We start from the raw sequence: 21,788 nt of genomic DNA on the forward strand, positions 1-21,788 counted from the left end.
GGCTTGGCATAACGACATACCGAAACGGCTTGTGTATGGTCACTTCTGACCGAGGGGATATTAATGAACTCAGATGTTTGGCAAAGCTTACTACATTTGGAAAGCCGAGATATCGTCAGCGATTGGTTTGAAAGGATTCACGGAAGGAAACTGAACGCACGACGGGCGAAGGAAATTATCGCTTCCGCACGACAGGGACGTGAGTATTTTCGCAGCGCATCTACGGCGTCGTTCGCCGTTCGACCTCTTCTCGCTTTTTATGGTGTTGCCTCCCTCTGCCGTTCGTTGACGCTATTGCATCGTAGGGACTCTGGCGAGGAGGGATTGAGGCAGGGGCACGGATTAGAAGCGATAGCGTGGTCCGCGACGTTATCGAGCGATCTACCTGTCGCGCTAGCCTCGATCAGTAAGCTTCGCGTACGCACATGCGGAGGACTGTTCTCAGACCTCGTCGCGGCAACCCACAAACGCACGATGTTGCGGGTCTATGATCGCACTATCCCTGTCCCATTCGATAATGAAGAACAGCGCCTTGGGCGGGAAACGTCGCTCTCGGATATACTGGATCGGCTTCCCGACATATCCACTGATGTTTCAGCTGAACGCCCGCGACGATGGATCCGACTCAAGAACTTTGTCTATTCTCCCGATTCCGGTGCGACGATTACTGTTCACGGCACGCCTGATCATCCCGTATGTATCGAATATGCGGGTGCCGGATTTGAGCTTTCGCCAGAAGAGGACCCTTATGACGCTAGCGCTGAAAGAACCGTTCTCAAGATAGATGAAACCGGAGTCAAAAAATATTTCCCACAAGTACTAGACACGCGAGTTATTCGTACGATGGGCGGCAATCCGAGCCCGCATCTAGTGTCGAGATTCTCCCCAGACGCTTGGTTTTCTCAGCTATCCATAACTTATATGGTTTCTTTCATCCTTGGAATGTTGGCTCGATATTTCCCGACGCACTGGGGTGCATTGATGGGAGGTGAGAAGGGAGACGCAATATGGCCGAATATCAATGCGGCTCAGACGTATGTTGAAGCTGCGTTACCTGAGTTGGTGCTTGAAGTTATCGCTGATTCCCTCTTTGCGCCCCGCCTTGAAGTGGCGGACGGTTCTCTATCAAATGCGTCGGGAGATGCCTAACGTTGGTATGAGGACGATAAATCGGCCGTGACGGATACCGTTACCTGCGAAGGCAGGTTCCCTCGGTGCCGAGGCGGCTAGGCAGCTTTCGGCCTGCCAGTCTGACGCGGTCGGTAATGGGCATGCATCAAAAGCGGGTCGCGTTGGCTCGCGCGTAGCAGCATCTTGACGGCATGACTGATCGGTGCGCCGGCGCGGTAATTCTTCCATGTACGCAGACTGACGCCAAGAAAATCTGCTGCCTCATTGTTGGAAAGGCCGATTTCCTCCTGCCATTTGCGCAGATCCTCAACCGCGAAATCGCGTTGGTCCTCTGCGATCTGGAAAAGGTGAAAGGCATCTATCGCCAGATCGTCGCCGGCCCATTCGACCGTTGCGCCATAGTCCGCAACAGTCGCGGTTTTCCAGACATCCGCGGACTTCAGCGGAGCCAGAAGTTCGCCGCCCGTTGCAATCCAGCCGACAAGATTGGCGGCGGATGCCGGGGCGTCCTTCCATTGAATTTCCAGCGTCATGTTCGACGCTGGCGTAACGCTTTCAATGCGGGGCGTGTCCATATCTGTTTTCCTTCTTCAAGCGATGGGAAAGCGGGGGTTTGTCCGGTTCCACTCGGCGGCAATCGCCGCCCTGTTCTTTGCTGCCCATTCAAGGGCGGTGTCGTGTGCCTTGCGGGCCAGCTTGCCGCGCAGGATTTCCAGCGTGGCAATCTCAACCAGCGCATCCCCATCCGGGGTGATGACGTGGAAGTGCGGGGGCAAATGGTCGTTCGCATAGACCCGAATGATGATGTTTCCGATTTGAACCAGTTTGCCCATATACCCCTCGCTTCGATGGGTAAAACATAGGGCATATTATGCACTATGTAAAGATACGTGGTGCAATTTTTACCCCAAAATATGGAGAGAAATTATGGCTTATACGCTGTCGACGCGGAGCAATTCGCGCCTTATTTGCGTCCACCCTGATCTTGTGCGCGTCGTGCGTCGCGCAATCCAGATCACAGAGGTTGATTTCACCGTGCTTGAGGGCGTCCGTGACATCGGACGCCAAAAGGAGATGGTATCATCCGGCGCATCCACGACGATGAATTCGCGGCATCTGCGGGCGGAAAACGGCTACGGCCATGCGGTCGATCTCGCGCCGGTCGTCAACGGCTCCGTCTCTTGGGATTGGCCGCTCTATCACAAGATCGCCAAGGCCATGAAGCAGGCGGCAAAGGAACTCCGCATTGCCGTCGAGTGGGGCGGAGACTGGAAGACGTTTAAGGATGGCCCGCACTGGCAGTTGCCCTGGAAGCAATACCCTTCGAAGGGGCCGGTTGCTGGCGCCAAGTACACGGCGGAGACGGAGACGCAAGCCAAATCCAGGGCGGTGGCGCTGGTTGCCGGCGGCGTCGGCGCGGCGGCACCTATCGCTCAAGAGCCGCTTGTGAAGGCCGTCGAAGTCGTTTCGGCCCAACAGGGCGATCTCTCGTCCGGCGACTGGCTGCGGATGGCTATCGCCGTGGTCGTAGTTGGCCTCACCCTCTACGTCGCTTGGCGGAAGCTCTCATGACGCCATTCGACATTATCAAGATTGGAGGCGGCATCGTAATCGGTGCCGCCTTGGCGTCCGCGCCGGCCTATCTGGTCGGCAAGCGCGCGGCCAAAACCGAGATTGCGGCAGGCCTTCAGGAAAGCCGTGTCACCATCCTTAAAGACGGACAAAAGATCGATGCGAAAGTATTTCAGGCTGACGATGTTGATTTGTGCTTGTTGCTCGGCGGCTGCGTGCAGCCCGACAACCAAGGCAATTGAGCCGTGCGATCTTCTGGTGCCTATGGACCCGATGCCAGAGACCAACAGCTATCTTGTCGGCCATGACAGGCCGGTTGCCATCAATATCGCTCGCCATCGCGGGCGCTTTGCTCAATACAATTGCGGAAAGCCCGGCTGATGTCAGACAAATACAATTCGCTCTATGAGCTGCTGGATGCTTGGGGTGGCGGCGCGCTCTCGACTATCGTCGGCGCGATGGTTGGCCGGGCCATGTGGCATAGCAACGAAGCGCGCAAGGGGCGTCGGAAATTCTTCGGCCTCGAACTGCTTTGGGAAATCCCGGTTGCCTTCGGAATGGCGTTCATAGGGGAGGGGATTGCCTCCTATCTGAACGTCGGACCGCCGGCCACAACGGGCCTGATTGCCGGGCTGGCCTACCTCGGGCCACGCGGCACGGAAGTGTTGTTTCAGAAATGGTTTTCCCGTCGGATTGCGGGTAAATAGCTACCTAATTGAGAGGCCGCCTTGCGCATGCAAGGCGGCCTTTGCTTTAAAGCGGTCCTACTGGACTGGCATTGCCCCCAGGTGCGGATCCTGTGACTTTGTCGACAACGAAAAAGTAAATCGCCTCCATATCGGGCAACACTTGAGCAAGAGCGTCTCTTGGGCTCATGAACGGGGCCGGATCGCTTTTGGCGAATCGAAATTGCATCGTGTTGTGCGACTTCGCGATAGCAATCACGCATCGCCTAAATGACTGGCTAGGTGTGAAGCCAATGGCTTCGGCTGCCTCAAGCCTGCGAACTAGGTCGTGGCCGCTCTGGCCGCGCTTCTCTCCTGAAGCGCGCAAATAAGATGTCAGCGAAAGCTCGATCGCATGTGCGAGAAGAAAGCTCGACGGATGCAACATAGGGTAGTCGTAAACGAAATCGCTGTATGGGCCGTTCGCCCTTGGGCCGAGCACTCTCCTCACGGCCTCAAGGTAAATCAGCGCTTGGTAAGCGTCGTCCATGGCATACTGCGCCGATGTTTTGGGTACAGGTTTCGTTTGATCATTCGGCGCGTGGGACATGTTCAAGGAATCCGGTGTCGAGGGTCAACTGTCGCGCATTCATGTTCGCATCAAACCAGATCAGCTCCGCAAGCTCGCTATCGTCTGCTTGCAGATGGAGCTTTACCACAAGCATTGCCGGAGACCGTATTCCTGTGGTGCGCACAATGTCGCCTTGACGGATGGTTTCGCTCATTTTCTGTTGCTTTGCAGTTTACGGGCGTGATGCCGATGCAATAGCAATCTTCCATTCGTCTGGTCCACCCAAGTCGCGGCCATATCCCCAACGCCCGTTCTCGCCTTCCTCTAAACAAATCTCAACGGAATGGATGGGTATCGGTGCGGGTTTCGTCGCTCATAGCAATGGCGGCTCCGGATCGTTGGGAATGGGGTCGATAATGTCGGGCCGGTTGTTCTTTACATTCCCAACGTCCTTGCCGATTTTCCACATGGTCATCAGATCGGAGGGAAACGGTTTCATAAGGTCGGCAGGGTCCGGCTCGGGCGACAGCCAACGCTCATAGTCTTCCGGGTGCAGGATGACCGGCATTCGGTCGTGAATCTTTCCCATTATTTCGTTTGGAGCGCAGGTCACGACAGCGAAGGTCCGCTTATCGAGGCCGGTATCTCGATCTCGCCGAAGCGACCAGATGCCGGCAAGCGCAAAGGGACTGCCGTCCTTCATGGCAATGGCATAGGGTTGCTTGTTCTTGCCGGTCCCGTAGATGTCTTTCCATTCGAAAAAACCATTGATCGGGACGAGGCAGCGCTTTGACTTGTAGGCTTGCCGAAACATGCCGTTCGTTTGGATTCCTTCCGCCTTGGCATTGATCGGCGCGGGCTTGCCGGGCTGCTCGTCTTTTGCCCATTCGGGCACAAATCCCCATTTGGCCGATGCAAAGATAGGGCCGGTGATATCCGGCTCTCCGACGATATCCCTGATAATGACGGGATAGGATTGCGTCGGTGCGCCATTGTAGTTCGGAAAGCTGTTTGACAGCGGCTCCGTATCACCGGGGCCGGCGAATGAAAAATTCGCAAGCAGCTCGCGCAATGATGCTTTGATATAAATGCGACCGCACATGCCTTCTCTCCCTAAGCCTGCCGTCCATTAAGTCTCGCAATGGCGTCATAGCATTTCTCTGCTCGACATGCCGCCTCTCGGGCCGACCACTCCCAACCGGCAGAACGGCATTCCCGCTCCGGACGCTCAAGCGGCACATGCTCGACCAGCCAAAACCATTTATCCCGCTGGGCCGTATAGTCGATCTGAAAAATGCGCCCAATGCAGGCGCCGCACTTGTAGCCAACGAAGTCATTTCCGCTTCGATCTGCCCACGTATGCCGCCATTTGTATTGAGGCTTCTCGTCGGATTTGATGGATTCAAAACCTTTCCATCCATTCCACTCGATAGCCTTTGGCGGCTCCGGTTCTTTCTCGATTTCCGCTACCGAATAGTCTGAAAGCATCTTCGCCCGCACCTGATCGGCGACCAGATCAACAACCGCTTCCTTTTCTTCGGTTGAGACGCTTGCCAAATTAAAGGCCGTTTGCTCATCAATGCCGAGCAATATTGCTTCAATCTTTTCGGCGATCTCTTCCGGGGCGGCGAGTTGCCCTCCCTTGGCAACTTTCACCGAACGCACAAGCTCTTTCGCCATGTCGTGCGCGATGTAAGGCACGACAGAGAGCTTGCGGCGCTTTCCTACGGCATAGCCCGCAAAGTCTCGCCTCGTCTGTTTACTGATTCTCTCCATGCAAACTGAAGCGACAAAGCGCAGGGTTTCATAAGCAGGTGTGACGGAACGGATATCGCGCGGCATAAATCTTCCTCGTTTCCTCATTGGTGCCGCCTTTTGTTCTTATTATGTTCTGGGTCAACGAGGAGTCAAGGCCGATCTCTGTCGGCACGGGCATGGTATTTAAGAGGTGGGAGAATCGGCTTTCCGCTAGCGCGGCTCTGATGAGCAGCTAATGGCGTGGCAATCCGGCACACTTGCATAAACCAGCCGGGTCACGTACCTTTCGATCAAGATCCACCGGCAATTTCGACGCGAATCGCTACAGATGGAAACTGAAGCGAAGTTGCGGCGTTATTCAACTTGCCGGCGGATTAACTTATATGCAATGGGTAATCCCATAGCATATAGAGTGCGCATTTCATGCGCACGCGCTCACGCGTTGGCACAAAGGGGAGAGCGTTATGGCAGCTACAACGGCATTAAAATCTGGTCGGAGTGTAACGGCGGTCAAGACAGACAACGATCCGGTTTACCGCACCGCCGTTAGCGAACTGAAAACATTGAGGACTGCGATCGAGCAATCCACTGGCAAGTGGAGCTTGACCAATGACAAATCGCAGCATACCGTCAATCATAAGGTGAAAAAGTAGCCATGAGATTGACATGCAAGGATTGTATTCTGCTGGTGATGACGAGCGTCCCGTAACGCAGGACAATCCAGAAGAATACAGAGAGGAGGCGCGGCGTGACTATGCGCGCCTCATTCACAGTGCAAGTTTCAGACGCTTACAAGGGAAAACCCAGGTCTTCCCCGGTCATGAAAGCGATTTTTTTAGAAATCGGCTCACTCATTCATTAGAAGTGGCTCAGATTGCTAAGTCGATAGCAATTAAACTCAATAACACTTCGGATTTCTTCCAAAAATCACCCATTAATGTCGACATTGTTGAGTTCGCAGGTCTTGCTCATGACCTTGGGCATCCGCCGTTTGGGCACAATGGCGAAGAAGCTCTCGATGAGTGCATGCGCGATGCCGGTGGATTCGAAGGAAATGCGCAGACATTGCGCATCCTATCCACCTTGGAGAAGAAGACACTTGATGGCGATGAAGCAGGGCCGCCAGTTAGCCGCGGAACGGATCTACGGCGCGGGTTGAATTTAACTTATCGGTCTTTGGCGTCCGTTCTGAAATATGACCGGGTAATACCCATAGGGAGCAAGGAGCGTCCTGAAGACAAAGCGACCACTCCCATGAAGGGATTCTACAAATCGGACTTCGACCTAGTGCAGGAGATAAAGTCGCACGTGCTCGGAGTCAGCGAGATCGCCGACTTCAAAACGATCGAATGCTCAATAATGGATATCGCGGACGACATCGCATACTCCACATACGATCTTGAGGATATTTTTAAAAGCGGAATTCACGGACCTCTCGATCTCTTCAGCTTTTCTGACTCGATATACGAGGCGGTCGTCGAAACAATAAATAAGCGGATCGACAAACAGTATAAAGATGAATCCAAAGTGAGTGTCTCGGACGTTCAAGAGGTTCTGTACGAGGTATTCAGCAAAATATTCGCGATCGGCAGTGATGAGCAGACCTTTCTTAGAAATACTAAGATAGCTCCTGATAAGCGAAAAATGTATTCCTCTATAGCTGCACAGAAACTATCCTCTCTGACTGCCGGAAATGGATATCATCGAACCCGTTTCACAGCCAACTTAATATCGCTTTTTCTCAATGGCATTGAAGTTGTTCCCCACAAGGAATATCCGCAGCTTCACCAAGCCAGGTTCGATATCAAAACCTTTGTTTCTGTGGAGGTAATGAAGAACATAACATACGAGGCGGTAATCAGGTCTCCGATGCTTCAGGTGGTCGAATATCGCGGTAAGGACGTGATTAGGAAAATATTTGAGGTGATAGCTTCGCCCAATGGTGAACGATTGATGCCTCCCGACTTTCGCGAGATTTTTCGTCACAGTGACGGCCTCGGCAAGACTCGCACTATCTGTGACTTCATTGCCGGAATGACTGATCGGTATGCGATGGAGTTTTATAGTAGACTGTTTGGCGCAAATCCGATGACAATGCACAAGCCGTTATGACGGCGCAGAGCGCTAAAGGTTCACGCAGGCTTTACCCGACCTAGAGCAAATGCCGGTGCACGTTGCGTCAGTCCTGAGATGGTGGCGTTATGATTAACGCGCGAGTCGCATACATCCGCATCAATGGCAGTTAAGCTACGATTAAAGCGCTTGCTTCCTATATGCTTCCTGTGGAAAGAGCGCTTTGCTAACGAAATGACCATATGTAGTTGAAATTGTTGGCGCACCCGACAGGATTCGAACCTGTGACCTTTGGAATCGGAATCCAACACTCTATCCAGCTGAGCTACGGGTGCATGCCTGAGGCGGGTTGACTCGCCTGTCCGATGAGGTGGTTCTTAGCCTAGGAAGCGTTTGGCTTCAATGCGGAAAATGCGGGAAAGCGCATATCGGTATCTCAGAATGAAAAAGGGCCGCGATCCCCTGGGGGCGCGGCCCTGTTTGTTTGCTTAGGATATCGGGCTCAGCTCTTCATCGCGCCGGGACCGGGGATGGCTTTGGGCGGGACTTTGCCGAGGATGATCATGCCGAGGACTTCGTCCTTTGTGACGTCTTCGGTGCGGGCGTGGCCGACGACCTGGCCGTTCTTCATCACCGAAACGCGGTCGGCGAGGTCGAAGACATCGTGGATGTCGTGGCTGATGAGGAAGATGCCGATGCCGTCCTTCTTCAGCTCCTTGATCAGGTCGCCCACCTGCGCGGTTTCCTGCGGGCCGAGAGCCGCCGTCGGCTCGTCCATGATCAGGATGCGGGCGTTGAAGAGGATGGCGCGGGCGATCGCCACCGACTGGCGCTGGCCGCCGGAGAGCGCCTTCACCGGCTCCTTGAAGCGCTTGAAGTTGGGGTTCAGGCGTCCCATCACCTTGCGGGCCGAAGCCTCCATGGCGACGTCGTCGAGCGTGCCCCAGCGGGTTTGCAGCTCGCGGCCGAGATAGAGATTGGCGGCGGCGTCGACATTGTCGGCGACGGCGAGCGTCTGGTAGATCGTCTCGATGCCGTATTTCTTGGCGTCGCGTGGCGTGCGGATATCAGCCGGTTCGCCGTTGATCAGGATATCGCCGCTGTCGCGCTTGTAGGCGCCGGAGAGAATCTTGATCAGCGTCGACTTGCCGGCGCCGTTATGGCCGAGCAGCGCCACGACTTCGCCGGGGTAGAGGTCGACCGAGGCGTTGTCGACGGCGTGAATGCCGCCGAAGGAGATGGAAATGTTCCTCATTTCCACAAGCGGAGTGGTTTGGTCCGTCATGGTTCCGAATTCCTTTTACTTGGCGCGCGAGCGGTAGACGATGTCAAGCCAAACGGCGACCACCAGGACAATGCCCACGACGACGTTCTGAATTGGCGTATCGACATTGGCGAGACCCATGCCCGATTGCAGCGATTGCATGACGAGGGCGCCGATCATGGCGCCGGCAACCGTGCCGCTGCCGCCGGCAAGCGAGGTGCCGCCGATAACGGCCGCGGCGATGGTGAAGAGTTCGTAGGTCGTGCCCTGCGAGTTGACGGCCGAGTTCAGGCGCGCCGTGGAAATAGCGGCCGCGACGGCGGCGAGGAAGCCCATCAGCGCGAAGATCCTCACGATGACCCATTTGGTCTTGATGCCGGCGAGTTCGGCAGCTTCCGGATTGCCGCCGATCGCGAAGACATAGCGGCCGAAGCGAAGGCGCGTGGCGATGAAGGTCATCACGATGCCGATGAAGACGGCGATGAGAACCGGAACGGCGATGCCGTAGGGAATGTTCAATCCCGTTTCCGGCCAGGTGATATTATGATCCGTGGCGTAGCGCTTGGCGATGCCGATCGGCCAATAATAGCTGTTGAAGAGATAGACCGTGCCGAGGACGAGCAGCGAGCCGAGGGCGGCGAGGAAATATTCGGCCCAAAGCGGACGGCGCGGAAAGTGAAAGCGCTTTCTCTGCTGGCGCGAGCTGATGATGCCAAAGATGATCAGCAGGCAGGAGATCACACCCACCACCCAGCTCCAGGTGGCGCCGATCGAACCGGTCGCGCCGCCGCCGCCCATGACGAGGAAGGTGGAGTCCATCGGGGCCACGGTCTGGCCGCTGGTGACATACCAGGCAAGGCCGCGCCAGACGAGAAGCCCGCCGAGCGTGACGATGAAGGAGGGAACATTCAAGAAGGCGGTGATCGCGCCCTGGAAGGCGCCGATGGCCGTGCCGATCGCCAGGCCGCAGAGCAGTGTGATGACCCAGGTCCAGGAACTGTCGAAGCCGAGATATTGCGGCAGCCACTTGGCCTGGATGACGCCCATGATCATGGCGACGAAGCCGAGCAGCGAGCCGACCGAAAGGTCGATGTTGCGCGTGACGATGACCAGCACCATGCCGGTGGCGAGGACCGCGATTTCGCAGGTCTGCACCGAAAGGTTCCAAAGGTTTCTGGCGGTGAGGAATTCCCGGCCGTCGAATATCCGAAGATAAAGATCGAAGCCGATCCAGATGATCAGCAGCGCTCCGATCATGCCGAGCAGGCGGGTATCGATTTCGGTGGCACGCAGGAACCGGGTGATTGCTCCGGCTTCTGCATTGCGGGGACCGCTCGATGTGGTGGACTGTGTCATGTCGGCCATCGCTTTGCCGTTCTCCCACTGTTGGGCGCGGCCTGCGATGCATTCTGGGCAATCGCTGGCAATATCGCGCCGATCTCAAAAATGCGTCATCGCCTGTGTGGCCGGTCTTCGTTCCGGTCCCGATGACCGCCATCCGGCAGGCCAATGGGATATGCGATGGCGCAGCAAGGATGCGGGAAGCTCCATCTCCACCTGCAAGGGAGAGTTGTCTGCTCCTGATCCGCATTCGACGCCGCAACGGGGGTGCCGTTGCGGCGTCGGTGTTATGGTCGGGTCAACCGTTCAAGGACAGCTTACTTGCAGGCTGCAACGCTGCCGGCCTTAACGCCCTGGCAAGCTTCAGCCTTGCTGATCCAGCCTGCGTCGATGACGACGTTGAGGTTGTCCTTGGTGATCGGGATCGGGGTCAGGAAGACCGACTTCATCGGAACGTGCTTCGGGCCGCCATTGAAGGTCTGAACGCCGGAGATCTTGTCCATCGTCTTGCCGCCAGCGAGGTCGATGGCGATTTCAGCGGCGCGCTTGCCGAGTTCGCGCGAGTCCTTCCAGACCGAAACGGTCTGCTTGCCGAGCGCGATACGGTTCAGAGCTGCCTTGTCGGCATCCTGGCCGGAAACCGGAACGGAGCCGGCGAGGCCCTGTGCGTCGAGGGCTGCAACGGCGCCGCCGGCGGTGCCGTCGTTGGAGGCGACGACCGCGTCAACCTTGTTGTTGTTGGCGGTCAGGAACTGCTCCATGTTGCGCTGCGCGTTCTGCGGCAGCCAGCCGTCCGTATAGGCTTCACCGACGTTCTTGATCTTGCCGCCGTCGATGGCAGGCTTCAGCACTTCCATCTGGCCGGAGAACAGGAAGTCGGCGTTCGGGTCGGACGACGAGCCCTTGATGAAGACGTAGTTGCCTTCCGGCTTCGCCTTCAGGATCTCGCGAGCCTGCATGCGGCCCACTTCCTTGTTGTCGAAGGTGATGTAGAAGGCAGCCGGATTTTCGATCAGGCGGTCATAGCCGACAACCGGAATGCCTTCGTCGGCAGCCTTTTCAACGGCCGGGCCGATGGCGTCGGAATCCTGTGCGAGGATGATGAGGGCGTTGGCACCCTGAGAAATCAGCGACTCAACGTCCGTGAGCTGCTTGGAAGCCGACGACTGAGCGTCAGCGGAAATGTACTTGGCGCCGGCTGCTGCCAGAGCCTTCTTGATGGCTGCTTCATCGGTCTTCCAACGCTCTTCCTGGAAGTTCGACCAGGAAACGCCGACGACCAGATCCTTCGCGAAGGCTGTCGTCTGCATGGTCAAAACGATGGCCGCGCCCGCAGCCAGCTTAATAAAAGCTCTCATATTATCCTCCCGAGTGAATGCGACCGCACGTGCCCTAAGCTCCCGCCGGCCGCCGCGATAACGCTGACGAGAAAGGTTCGGATTTTTTTCTCGACAGTCGAGAAATTTAGTGTCAGAGATTTTTTCACCTGTCAACACCCGCATCTCCAGGTTTAATCGCCGCTGACAAAAGCCGGCCGGAGATGCGGAGGGGAGGATGGCATGAGCGGGAGGCTTGATAATGCTGGCCAAATCCAGCACCGAATTGGTCCGCCAGAAAAACAGTGTTCTGGTGCTGACGGCACTGCGCCGTCACGGCCCGCTCGCCCATACGGAACTCTCTGATTTCACCAAGCTTTCCTCGGCGACGGTATCGGTCATCACCACCGACCTGGAGCGGGCGCAGATCATCGAAAAGGCAGAGCAGCAGGCCGCCAGCGGCCGCGGCCGGCCGCGCGTGCTCTTCTCGCAGCGGCGCGATTGCGGCTATCTCATCGTCGTCATTATTTCCTCGGATGCAGTGCAATATTCGCTTGTGGATTATGCCGGCCGGCTGATCGACCGCTTCACCGAGGAGAGGCAGCAGAACGTCTCGGGTGTCGGCTCTTTCGTCACGGGGCTGTGCGATGCCTTGAACCGGATCGTCGCCCGTTCGCGATTGCCGCGGGACAAGGTGCTGATGATTTCGATCAGCAGCAAGGGCCTGGTCGAGAGCTCCGAGCCGGTGCTGCGCTGGTCGCCGATCTTCGGGCGCGAGCAGATCGATTTTGCCGCGGTGCTGCGCGACGAATGGTCGGCGAAAGTCATCCTCGGCAACGAGACGCTGCTCGTGGCCGCTGCCGTCGGCCGGCAGGAAGAGAATAAAAAGGGCCGCGACTTCCGGGGGCTTGCGGCTCTCTCGCTCGGCCACAGCATTGGTCTCGGAATCGTGCGCCGCGGCGAGGAAGGAAAGCACGAAATATCGGCGCCGAATTTCGGCCATATGCTGCACATGTCGGGCGGCGGTCTCTGCCGCTGCGGTTCGCGCGGCTGCATCGAAGCCTATGCCGGCTTTTACGCCATCCTGCGTGCCGCCTTCGACGTGCCGCTGGATACGATCCCTGCGAAATTCGTGCCGGTTGCCGAACTCGACAAGATCGCCGCCAGCGCCCGGCAAGGCAGCCGCCGCAACATTTTCGCCTTCCGTCAGGCGGGGCTGGCGCTTGGTATCGGCCTGTCGCGTGTCCTCAGCCTGCACGAAAGCATGCCGATCGCGATCACCGGACCGGGGACGCGCTATTACGACCTGTTGCTGGAGGGCATTTCCGAGGGGCTGGCGGAATCGCATGTCGTACGCATGGAGGGCATGCCGGAGCTGCGGGTGATGGCGGACGAACCGACGCTGGTGTTCGAAGGGCATCTCAACCGCGCGCTGGCGATGATGGACGACGATATCGTCAGATCGGGTGTCGTTACGGAGTTGAACGGCCAGACTGGTTGAGGAGGGGACTATGAAACGAATGGCACTGATGTGCCTCTGTCTTGCTGCGACGGGATTGCCCGCTATCGCGGCGCAGCCTTGGGAGGAGAAGACCGCGGCGCTGGGCCAGGCCGGCGCCGATGTTTCCGGCCATCAGACGGTCGAGCAACTCAAGAATCTCATCGAGATCGGCGAGGCGCTGTTTACGGCACGCTTCACGGTGGAGGACGGGGCAGGGCGCCCCGGCGCCACGCAGGCGATCGTGCCGACCAAGCGCAAGCACCCGGTGATGAACGAATTCAGCCGGACGGCCGGTGTCGACGCCAATGCCTGTTCCTCCTGCCATAACATGCCCTTTCCGGGCGGCGCCGGCGATTTCACCACCAATGTCTTCGTGTCCGAAGGTTTCGAGAGCGCGGATTTCGACACGACCGATCCGCAATTCTCCAATGAGCGCGGCACCAACAGCCTGTTCGGCGATGGTCTGGTCGAGCTTCTGGCGCGCGAGATGACCGTCGATCTGCAGCACCAGCGCGCCGAGGCAATTACGCTTGCGGCGAAAACCGGCCAGCCCCAGCGCATCGCGCTCGAAACCAAGGGCGTCAAATTCGGCTGGTTGACCGCGCAGCCCAATGGCCTGGTCGATATGCAGGAACTCGACGGCGTCGACATGGATCTTGTCATCCGGCCCTTCAGCCAGAAGGGCGTGATGACCTCGCTCCGGCAGTTCACGGTCAACGCGTTGAACCAGCATCATGGTATGGAGCCAGTGGAGCGCTTCGGCGGCCGCTGGACGGGGGCCACGGATTTCGATGGTGACGGACATGCCGACGAGATCAGCGACGGCGACGTTTCGGCGATGGTGGCCTGGCAGGCAACCTTGCCGGCGCCGGTGCAGAAGGTGCCGGACAACGCGCAATGGCGCGACATGGCGGCCGCCGGTGAGAAGCTATTCGATGGCATGGGCTGCACGGCCTGTCACAGGACGAGCCTGCCGCTCGACAGTCTCTCCTTCTCCGATCCCGGTCCGAACGACGTTGCCGGCACGTTGAACGTCTCGCAGGTGAAAGACCCTGCTGTCTACGACCTGTCGCAGCTCGACTGGACGAAGAAGCTGAAGCGCAATGATAAGGGGCAGGTGCTGGTGCCGCTGTTCGGCGATCTCAAGCGTCACACCATGACCGACAACACCGTCGACCAGCTCGGCAACGAACTTTTGGCGCAACGCTTCGTCGATCGCAATATCTTCATGACGGCGGAGCTTTGGGGTGTGGCTTCGACACCGCCCTACGGCCATCGCAACGACATCACGACCCTTGACGGCGTGATCCGCGCCCATGGCGGCGACGGCCGCGCTGCCCGTGACGCCTATGTCGGCGCGTCCGATGACGATCGCGCCCGCATCGTCGCTTTCCTCAAGACGCTGGTTATCGAGCAGGCAGGGGTGGATAAATGAAGAAGATCGCAGCCCTCCTTGCCGTTGCCGGCTTGTTTTCGTTCTCATTCGCGCCCGGCGGTTTCGCCGAGGACACGCCCGCGCCGGCGCCTTTTCTGATGGATGTCCCGCATTTCCAGGAGGAAGCGGTCGCCGCCGGCATAGATCATCAATATACCGGCGGCTGGGAATATTTCGTCGGTGGCGGCGTCGCCAGCTTCGACTGCAACGGCGACCGCAAGCCCGATCTTATGATAGCCGGCGGCACCAGCCCGTTGGCGCTTTATGTCAATGAAAGCGAGACGGGCGGCGCTCTGAAATTCAAAGAGAAGCCGATCAATCTTTCCGACAAGGATCTCCGGTCCGTCCTCGGCGTCTATCCGATCGATATCGACAATGACGGTTATACGGATGTCGTGCTGTTGCGGCTCGGTGAAAATATCATCCTGAAGGGCGGTCCGGACTGCATCTTCGAAAAAGCCAATCGCACCTTCGCCTTCGACGGCGGCAAGGATTGGACGGTCGCTTTTGCGGCCACCTGGGAAGCCGGCAATAAATATCCGACGCTTGCTTTCGGCAATTATGTCGACCGCTATGCGCCGGGAACGCCCTTCGGCACCTGCAGCGACAATGTTTTCGATCGTCCTGTCAGTAATGACAAGGTCGACTATTCCAATCCGCTGCCGCTGAAGCCGAGCTATTGCACGCTGTCGATGCTGTTCACCGATTGGAACCATTCGGGCCAGGATTCGCTGCGCGTCGCCAACGACCGGCAATATTATCGCGGCGGACAGGAGCAGCTCTGGGACATCGCGCCGGGACGGCCGCCGCGGCAATATACGACTGCAGAAGGCTGGGCGCCGTTGAAGATCTGGGGCATGGGCCTTGCGGAGGCCGATCCGAAGGCAAATGGCAAGCCGGAATACTTCATCACATCGATGGGTGACAACAAGCTGCAAGAACTCGATGACGAGGCTGACGAGAACAGCCCGACCTATCGCGACACCGCCTATGAAAAGGGAGCAGCCGCCTATCGGCCCTATATCGGCAAGGACCACAGGCCGTCGACGGCCTGGCATGCGCAGTTCGCCGACATCAACAACGATACCAACATGGATCTGTTTTTGACCAAGGGCAATGTCGAAGCCATGCCGGATTTCGCCAGCAGCGATCCCGACAACTTGCTGCTCGGCGGCTTCGACGGAAAGTTCACCGAGAAGGGCGACGAGGCCGGCATTGCGCTTCCCGGCAAGGGGCGCGGCGCGGTGGTCGAGGACTTCAACAATGACGGCATGCTCGACATCCTCGTCGTCAACCGCATGCAGCGCGCCTTCCTGTTCCGCAATCTCGGCGCCAAGACCGACTGGGGTTATCGCCCCCTCGGCAATTGGACCGAAATCGAATTGGACAACGGCCCGATCAACCATATGGGCATCGGCGCCACCATCAATGTCCGGGCCGGCACGCAGACGCAGGTGCAGCGCGTCCAGATCGGCGGTGGCCACGCATCAGGCCATGTCGGCTTCACGCATTTCGGTCTTGGAACCAATGAACGTGCCGTGGTGCGCGTGCAGTGGCCGGACGGAGAATGGAGCCAGCCCTATCGCATCTTCGCCAACCAACACGTCGTCATCAAGCGGGGTACCACATCGGCCAAATACTGGTTCGCGTCGCCGCCAAACGCGAATCAGGCCGCTGCGGCTGAGCCGACCGCTCAACCGGTGACCGATCAGCCGGCGACGAAGTGATATGAGCGAATAAAAATGGCCGGGCGATTAAGCCCTAAATGTGGAATCGACCGGCCAACCTTCACCAAAACCTTGTAACGCCAGTTAAGAGGGGTGTTGCGTATCCCGAAGATTTCTCCGCCCAACGCGGTTTCGATTTCTTCCCCCTGATGGCAACTAGCCGCCAATTGCGGTCATCGAACCGTTTAATGATTGCTCTCGCCTAGTTGCTCGGTGACAGGATCGAATTCCTATCCATATAGTGGTCTGCGAGCTTGGAGATAATGTATGGGCGGCGCTGCAAAAAGCATAGATGAAGTTATCAAGCGCGGATTTGCGCAATTGCTCAAAAGTGAGGGGTTTAAAAAGTCGGGACGCAACTGGCACCGGTCTCAAGGCAAAGATTGGCTGATCGTAAACCTGCAAGCGAGCCGCTGGAATTTGGAAGAGAACGGCAAGTTTACCGTTAACCTCGGCGTCTTCGTGGCTGCGGTGGCCTCCATGGCAGGGCAGAACGCCATTGAAGGAAAACCTTCAGAGCCGAGCGCGACCCTTCGCACTAGGTTGGGGACACTCGTGTATGGCCGAGATCATTGGTGGGAGGTTACGGCGGCATCGGACCTGGATTTGGTCGCGGCTGATCTGGCTGAGAAGATGCAGTCCACTGGCATTCCATGGCTCGAATCTCACCTCGATCCCTCGCGCCTTGCAGCGGCCCTGAAAGACAGCCCCTCTTTGCTGTCATTCAGCGCAGCCTTGCTGTCGGGCGATAGAGACGAGGCAACTCGGCGACTGCGAGAGGCAATTGGACTTCGGCCTGCAGCCCGAACGTATTTCCTCGCCTGGGCGAGCAATAACGGTATTTCTCTTTGAACTCCGGAGATGTGAGCGACATGAGTCGACCGTGCGCTTGGGGCCGGCAGCGTTAGCGGTTATCGCAAAAATGTGGAACCTTAACATTTTTGATGATTCCACATTTACGTTAATGACCGGGCGATCAACCCGGCCATTTTTGATTTTCTGGACGCTGAGCGCGGTCTTAATCGACCTTAACCAGCTTCCCGTCCTTGACGGATTGAACCGCTGCGTCCGCAAGCTTGAGCGCGGCGAGGCCGTCGGCGCCGGATGGCGTGATCGCAGAGCCCTTTTCGACTGCAGCGATGAAGCTTGCGATCTCGTTGGCGTAGGCTTCCGTGTAGCGGGTCATGAAGAAGTCGTGCAGGGGCGGGCGGGTATAGCCGTCGCCGTTGGCAACTTCGATGGAGAAGGGGCGCTGGTTTTCGGCAGCGACCATGCCCTTCGAGCCATGGATCTCGATGCGCTGGTCGTAGCCATAGGTGGCGCGGCGGGAGTTGGAGATGATCGCCTGTTTGCCGGATGCGGTCTGCAGGATGACGGAGACGCTGTCGTAATCGCCGGCCTCGCCAATCGCCTTGTCGACGAGGACTGCGGCGGTGGCGGTCACGGCGACCGGCTCTTCGCCGAGCAGGAAGCGGGCCATGTCGAAATCATGGATGGTCATGTCGCGGAAGATACCGCCGGAGCGCTTGATATAGTCGACCGGCGGGGCGCCGGGATCGCGCGAGGTGATCGTCACCATCTCGACCGCGCCGATGCGGCCATCGTCGATGGCCTTCTTGACCGCCATGAAATGCGGGTCGAAGCGACGGTTGAAGCCGACCATCAGCTTGCCCTTCACCTCTTCGACCACCTTGATGCAGGCCTTGACGCGGGCAACATCGAGATCGATCGGCTTTTCGCAGAAAATTGCCTTGCCGGCGCGCGCAAAGCGCTCGATAAGATCGGCGTGGGTGTCGGTCGGCGTGCAGATCACGACGGCATCGATGTCCTTCGCAGCCTCGATCGCTTCGATGGTGCGGACTTCGCAGCCGTAGGCGGAGGAAATCGCTTCCGCAGCGGCCGGGAACGCATCCGCCACCGCAACGAGTTTGGCGTTGGCATCGCCGCTCACGGCCTTCGCGTGCACTTTACCGATGCGCCCGGCGCCGAGCAGACCAAATCTGACAGTCATCTTTACCTCCCTAATTCGGAACAAATAAACCGAATAATGATCCGTATGGAATTTTCATTCCATTTTCCAATGGCGGCGTCAAGCCGCTAGCATTTCACAATTCTGAAATTCATGTCGCGAAAATGGCTTTTTCTGAAATCGGCGCCCTGTGCCCGATTTGATCGGCATAGTCTCTTTCAAAACCACTTCGCACTTTTCGGGATCATGCGCTAAAGACAAGTTCTCTCCAACAGGCGAACGAGGCCCATGCAACTGATCGATCCCAACCATCCTATCTATAAGCCGCTTTGGGTGCGGGTTCTGATCGTTGCCGTCTGCTTAGGCTGGGCGATCGTCGAGGCTCTGGGGCCGCAGCCTTTCTGGGCGGTCCTCGCAGGCGGCCTTGGCGTCTATGCCGCCTGGATGCTGCTCTTCAGCTTCAATCCGCAGCCGCCCAAGGCCGAGGCTGAACGTGCCGCTGCGAGCGACGAGGCGGAAGACGACGCGCCGACGGACGAGAAGAAGTAGCTATCGCGCGAGACGCCGTATGGCCTCGTCGATCAATTGATTGGCAATCATCATGCGTGTCGTCGCCTGCTCGCGGAAGGGCGGGGCGACGCCGTCGGGATGATTGGCCTTGGCGAACGCGCGGCGTTTTTCGTGAAGAGACTGAAGGGTGGTCTGCGAAGAGATCTCCAGTTCGGCCGCCACGTCTTCCCGCGAGGTTCGTGCGAGATAGTCCGGCATGACCGCCGGCTCCGGCTCTTTCGGTTTAGAATCCGGCCGCATTGGCTCGCGCGAGGGGATGTCGTTGCCGAGATTGTCGACATAGGCATCGTCCGGACGGGAGGATGCCGCCGGCTCGCCTCCGAAAACGGTTGCGGCAAAGCTCACGTTGAGGCCGCGGATGCGATGCGCCGCCTCATTCTTCTCAGACTTTTCTTCCTCCGCATCGAGACGATCGAGGACGGATTGAAACAGCGATTGCCCGAACAACATGCCTGCCTCCAGAAGTGTTCGGGATAGCCGTGCAAGTTGGCGCGGAGCTTATGGCTGCAAGCCGATGGCCGGATCGGGGTTCCTGCTTTCCTGCAGAATCATGTCGTGCAGCAGCCGGGCGCTTGGTGGCATGGCACGCTCGCGGGCCGTAATCAGGCTGTAAGGCTTCACTTCGATATCGAAATCGATGGGCAGGATGCAGGATTCGCCGGCTTGCGATGTCTGTCCACAGATGAATTGCGCCATATCGAGCGCGATCGGGGTGATGGCGTCCGTCTTGCAGACGATGGCGAGCGTCAGGAGCAGCGAAGAGGTGTTGATAATGTTTTCCGGCAGGGGCACGCCGGCCTTGATGAAGATGTCTTCTACCTTGCGCCGCAACAGCGTGCCGGGCGGTTGGAAGACCCAGTCATAGCCCGGCAGGTCCTCGAGGCTGGCAACGCCTTTTTCCAGCAGCGGATGGCCATTGCGGACGATCAGGCAGGCCTTCTCCACCCCGATCTCGTGGGCGTTGAACAAGCGGGGATCGAGCTCGTCTGGAATGCGGCTGATGATGAAGTCGTGGCGGGCGGCGAGCAGTTCACGCGCGAGCACGTTGCTGGTCTCGACCTCGATATTGATCTCGATGCCGGGATAGGCGCGCGTCACGCGCTGGATCGCCGGCACAACGAGGCTGATCGCGGGTGCGGTGACGGCGCCGAGAAAGACCGAACCGCCTTTGCCGGTCCTGAGTTCGCCGATCTCGCGGCTGACTTCACGCAGTTCGAGCAGGATCTTGCGTGCCCGCTTGGCCAGTGCCAGGCCGAAGGGTGTCAGCACGACGCCACGTGCGACACGTTCGTAAAGGGGGCTTTTGACGATCGACTCCATTTCTGACAGCATGCGAGAGGCTGCAGGTTGTGAGATGTTCATCGACTCAGCGGCGGCCGAAATCTGACCATGATCCTCGATTGTGACGATCATACGCAGGTGATTGAGTTTCAAACCGGCCTTGAGCAGCGTGTCGTCACGAAAACTGTCGGAATGAATCTCGATGCTTTCGCTCGGATAATCGCTATATATTTTCTCCATCACGGCCAAATTTCCTGTTCGTCGGCAAAAAAGTACTATTTTTTAACATTATACCAAACTAGGTATATGTCGCGCCAGTTATTCTATTTGACAGTTATACGAAATCGTACGAGTTTGCCGGTCGTGCGCTGGGTGCAGCTCATGCACGTGAGAGCGTGGAGGAGACCTACTTCGTTTCTCACAATTAGAAGTAACCATTCCTTCTACGGAACCTGCCGCAGTCTCGGGCGGGCGTTTTTTCGTCCGCCGCATTATTAACTAAGGGAGAGAGTAATGAAATCCATTATCTCATTGATGGCCGGCGCAGCGCTCGGCGTCGCTACGCTGGTTGCGCCTGCCTTCGCGGCAGATAAGGGTACCGTCGGTATCGCTATGCCGACCAAGGCTTCGGCTCGCTGGATCGATGACGGCAACAACATCGTCAAGCAGCTTCAGGCAGCCGGCTACGGCACCGACCTGCAGTATGGCGACGACGACATTCCGAACCAGCTCTCGCAGATCGAGAACATGGTCACGAAGGGCGACAAGGTTCTCGTCGTTGCCTCGATCGACGGCACCACGCTGTCCGACGTTCTGCAGAAGGCTCACGATGCCGGCATCAAGGTCATCGCTTATGACCGTCTGATCCGCAACAGCGGCAATGTCGACTATTATGCGACCTTCGACAACTTCAAGGTTGGCGTTCTCCAGGCTGGCTCGATCGTCGACGCTCTCGGCCTCAAGGATGGCAAGGGTCCGTTCAACATCGAACTCTTCGGCGGTTCTCCGGACGACAACAACGCCTTCTTCTTCTATGACGGCGCAATGTCTGTCCTGAAGCCCTACATCGACAGCGGCAAGCTGGTCGTGAAGTCCGGCCAGATGGGCATGGACAAGGTCGGTACGCTGCGTTGGGACCCGGCAACGGCCCAAGCTCGTATGGACAACCTGCTGTCGGCCTACTACACCGACGCTAAAGTCGATGCCGTTCTGTCTCCTTATGACGGCCTGTCGATCGGCATCCTCTCCTCGCTCAAGGGCGTTGGTTATGGCAGCGGCGGCGTGAAGCTGCCGATCGTTACCGGTCAGGACTCCGAAATTCCGTCGGTTAAGTCCATCATTGCTGGCGAGCAGCACTCCACGATCTTCAAGGACACCCGTGACCTCGCAAAGGTCACCGTCAACATGGTCAACGCTCTGATGGAAGGCAAGACGCCTGAAGTCAACGACACCAAGACCTACGACAACGGCGTCAAGGTTGTTCCGTCCTACCTGCTGACCCCGGTCGCAGTCGACAAGACCAACTATGAGAAGATCCTCGTAGAAGGCGGTTACTACAAGGCTGATCAGCTGAAGTAATCTTCCGACATACCGGTCAGGGCTCGCTGAAATGCG

Annotated in this window: 24 protein-coding genes and 1 tRNA gene; 12 read left to right on the plus strand and 13 right to left on the minus strand. The window is 57.8% G+C overall.

The window, feature by feature from the left end; genetic code table 11:
• Positions 1-63: 63 nt before the first annotated feature.
• Positions 64-1,149 (plus strand): YaaC family protein, encoded by a 1,086-nt coding sequence (locus GGD50_RS24435; RefSeq protein ID WP_107108796.1) that lies wholly within the window; start codon positions 64-66, stop codon positions 1,147-1,149.
• Between the two features lie 77 nt (positions 1,150-1,226).
• Here GGD50_RS24435 and GGD50_RS24440 read toward each other — a convergent pair whose 3' ends face one another.
• Positions 1,227-1,706, minus strand: coding sequence for a helix-turn-helix domain-containing protein (locus GGD50_RS24440; protein ID WP_107108795.1), 480 nt, complete (start codon positions 1,704-1,706; stop codon positions 1,227-1,229).
• Positions 1,707-1,721: 15 nt separating this feature from the next.
• Positions 1,722-1,964, minus strand: a complete 243-nt coding sequence (locus GGD50_RS24445) for a DUF4160 domain-containing protein (protein ID WP_107108794.1) — start codon at positions 1,962-1,964, stop codon at positions 1,722-1,724.
• 94 nt (positions 1,965-2,058) lie between these two features.
• Here GGD50_RS24445 and GGD50_RS24450 point away from each other — a divergent pair, with 94 nt between their 5' ends.
• The 3 genes from GGD50_RS24450 to GGD50_RS24460 all read left to right on the plus strand — a co-directional run bounded on the left by GGD50_RS24450 (position 2,059) and on the right by GGD50_RS24460 (position 3,410).
• Positions 2,059-2,703, plus strand: a complete 645-nt coding sequence (locus tag GGD50_RS24450; RefSeq protein ID WP_107108793.1) for a M15 family metallopeptidase — start codon at positions 2,059-2,061, stop codon at positions 2,701-2,703.
• Positions 2,700-2,945, plus strand: coding sequence for a hypothetical protein (locus tag GGD50_RS24455; protein ID WP_181316079.1), 246 nt, complete (start codon positions 2,700-2,702; stop codon positions 2,943-2,945). The genes GGD50_RS24450 and GGD50_RS24455 overlap by 4 nt, the downstream gene beginning before the upstream one ends.
• A gap of 138 nt (positions 2,946-3,083) precedes the next feature.
• Complete coding sequence (locus GGD50_RS24460) at positions 3,084-3,410, plus strand: phage holin family protein (RefSeq protein WP_107108791.1); 327 nt, start codon at positions 3,084-3,086, stop codon at positions 3,408-3,410.
• Between the two features lie 46 nt (positions 3,411-3,456).
• Here the strand turns inward: GGD50_RS24460 and GGD50_RS24465 are convergent, their stop codons facing one another.
• The 4 genes from GGD50_RS24465 to GGD50_RS24480 form a co-directional block, all read right to left on the minus strand.
• Positions 3,457-3,978 carry a hypothetical protein gene (locus tag GGD50_RS24465; RefSeq protein ID WP_146144000.1) on the minus strand — a complete coding sequence of 174 codons (522 nt, stop codon included), beginning with the start codon at positions 3,976-3,978 and terminating at the stop codon, positions 3,457-3,459.
• Positions 3,959-4,153, minus strand: a complete 195-nt coding sequence (locus tag GGD50_RS24470; RefSeq protein WP_146143999.1) for a hypothetical protein — start codon at positions 4,151-4,153, stop codon at positions 3,959-3,961. Before GGD50_RS24470 ends, GGD50_RS24465 begins: the two co-directional genes overlap by 20 nt.
• A gap of 159 nt (positions 4,154-4,312) precedes the next feature.
• Positions 4,313-5,041 (minus strand): SOS response-associated peptidase, encoded by a 729-nt coding sequence (locus GGD50_RS24475; RefSeq protein ID WP_107108789.1) that lies wholly within the window; start codon positions 5,039-5,041, stop codon positions 4,313-4,315.
• Positions 5,042-5,052: 11 nt separating this feature from the next.
• Positions 5,053-5,781: a hypothetical protein gene (locus GGD50_RS24480; protein WP_107108788.1), complete on the minus strand. Its 729-nt coding sequence runs from the start codon at positions 5,779-5,781 to the stop codon at positions 5,053-5,055.
• Between the two features lie 380 nt (positions 5,782-6,161).
• Here GGD50_RS24480 and GGD50_RS24485 point away from each other — a divergent pair, with 380 nt between their 5' ends.
• Together GGD50_RS24485 and dgt are read left to right on the plus strand one after the other, a co-directional pair.
• A complete protein-coding gene (locus GGD50_RS24485) occupies positions 6,162-6,350 on the plus strand; it encodes a hypothetical protein (protein WP_107108787.1) in 189 nt (62 codons plus the stop codon).
• 13 nt (positions 6,351-6,363) lie between these two features.
• Complete coding sequence (dgt, locus tag GGD50_RS24490) at positions 6,364-7,809, plus strand: dGTP triphosphohydrolase (RefSeq protein ID WP_107108786.1); 1,446 nt, start codon at positions 6,364-6,366, stop codon at positions 7,807-7,809.
• 219 nt (positions 7,810-8,028) lie between these two features.
• Here dgt and GGD50_RS24495 read toward each other — a convergent pair.
• From GGD50_RS24495 to xylF, 4 genes are all read right to left on the minus strand, one after another.
• A tRNA-Arg gene (locus tag GGD50_RS24495) sits at positions 8,029-8,105 on the minus strand.
• A 167-nt stretch (positions 8,106-8,272) separates the two neighbouring features.
• On the minus strand, positions 8,273-9,055 hold the full coding sequence (locus GGD50_RS24500; protein WP_028751812.1) for an ATP-binding cassette domain-containing protein: 783 nt from the start codon (positions 9,053-9,055) through the stop codon (positions 8,273-8,275).
• Positions 9,056-9,070: 15 nt separating this feature from the next.
• Positions 9,071-10,399: a sugar ABC transporter permease gene (locus GGD50_RS24505; RefSeq protein WP_107108785.1), complete on the minus strand. Its 1,329-nt coding sequence runs from the start codon at positions 10,397-10,399 to the stop codon at positions 9,071-9,073.
• A 293-nt stretch (positions 10,400-10,692) separates the two neighbouring features.
• On the minus strand, positions 10,693-11,733 hold the full coding sequence (gene xylF, locus GGD50_RS24510) for a D-xylose ABC transporter substrate-binding protein (RefSeq protein WP_107108784.1): 1,041 nt from the start codon (positions 11,731-11,733) through the stop codon (positions 10,693-10,695).
• Positions 11,734-11,953: 220 nt separating this feature from the next.
• Between xylF and GGD50_RS24515 the strand changes: the two genes are divergently transcribed.
• The 4 genes from GGD50_RS24515 to GGD50_RS24530 all read left to right on the plus strand — a co-directional run bounded on the left by GGD50_RS24515 (position 11,954) and on the right by GGD50_RS24530 (position 17,206).
• A complete protein-coding gene (locus tag GGD50_RS24515; protein WP_107108783.1) occupies positions 11,954-13,192 on the plus strand; it encodes an ROK family transcriptional regulator in 1,239 nt (412 codons plus the stop codon).
• A gap of 10 nt (positions 13,193-13,202) precedes the next feature.
• Positions 13,203-14,627 carry a cytochrome c family protein gene (locus GGD50_RS24520; protein WP_107108782.1) on the plus strand — a complete coding sequence of 475 codons (1,425 nt, stop codon included), beginning with the start codon at positions 13,203-13,205 and terminating at the stop codon, positions 14,625-14,627.
• Positions 14,624-16,354, plus strand: a complete 1,731-nt coding sequence (locus GGD50_RS24525) for a CRTAC1 family protein (protein WP_107108781.1) — start codon at positions 14,624-14,626, stop codon at positions 16,352-16,354. Before GGD50_RS24520 ends, GGD50_RS24525 begins: the two co-directional genes overlap by 4 nt.
• A gap of 267 nt (positions 16,355-16,621) precedes the next feature.
• Positions 16,622-17,206, plus strand: a complete 585-nt coding sequence (locus GGD50_RS24530; protein ID WP_107108780.1) for a DUF4304 domain-containing protein — start codon at positions 16,622-16,624, stop codon at positions 17,204-17,206.
• A gap of 166 nt (positions 17,207-17,372) precedes the next feature.
• Here the strand turns inward: GGD50_RS24530 and iolG are convergent, their stop codons facing one another.
• Entirely contained in the window at positions 17,373-18,365 is a 993-nt protein-coding gene (gene iolG / locus GGD50_RS24535; protein ID WP_107108779.1) for an inositol 2-dehydrogenase, read from the minus strand.
• Positions 18,366-18,611: 246 nt separating this feature from the next.
• Between iolG and GGD50_RS24540 the strand changes: the two genes are divergently transcribed.
• Complete coding sequence (locus GGD50_RS24540) at positions 18,612-18,872, plus strand: hypothetical protein (protein ID WP_107108778.1); 261 nt, start codon at positions 18,612-18,614, stop codon at positions 18,870-18,872.
• Here the strand turns inward: GGD50_RS24540 and GGD50_RS24545 are convergent, their stop codons facing one another.
• Positions 18,873-19,343, minus strand: a complete 471-nt coding sequence (locus tag GGD50_RS24545) for a hypothetical protein (protein ID WP_107108777.1) — start codon at positions 19,341-19,343, stop codon at positions 18,873-18,875.
• A 48-nt stretch (positions 19,344-19,391) separates the two neighbouring features.
• Positions 19,392-20,414 carry a LysR family transcriptional regulator gene (locus tag GGD50_RS24550; RefSeq protein WP_107108776.1) on the minus strand — a complete coding sequence of 341 codons (1,023 nt, stop codon included), beginning with the start codon at positions 20,412-20,414 and terminating at the stop codon, positions 19,392-19,394.
• A gap of 273 nt (positions 20,415-20,687) precedes the next feature.
• Here GGD50_RS24550 and chvE point away from each other — a divergent pair, with 273 nt between their 5' ends.
• Positions 20,688-21,752 (plus strand): multiple monosaccharide ABC transporter substrate-binding protein, encoded by a 1,065-nt coding sequence (gene chvE, locus GGD50_RS24555; RefSeq protein ID WP_107108775.1) that lies wholly within the window; start codon positions 20,688-20,690, stop codon positions 21,750-21,752.
• Positions 21,753-21,788: the final 36 nt, after the last annotated feature.

Source organism: Martinezella paranaensis, assembly GCF_014200235.1.
Lineage (GTDB): Bacteria > Pseudomonadota > Alphaproteobacteria > Rhizobiales > Rhizobiaceae > Rhizobium > Rhizobium paranaense.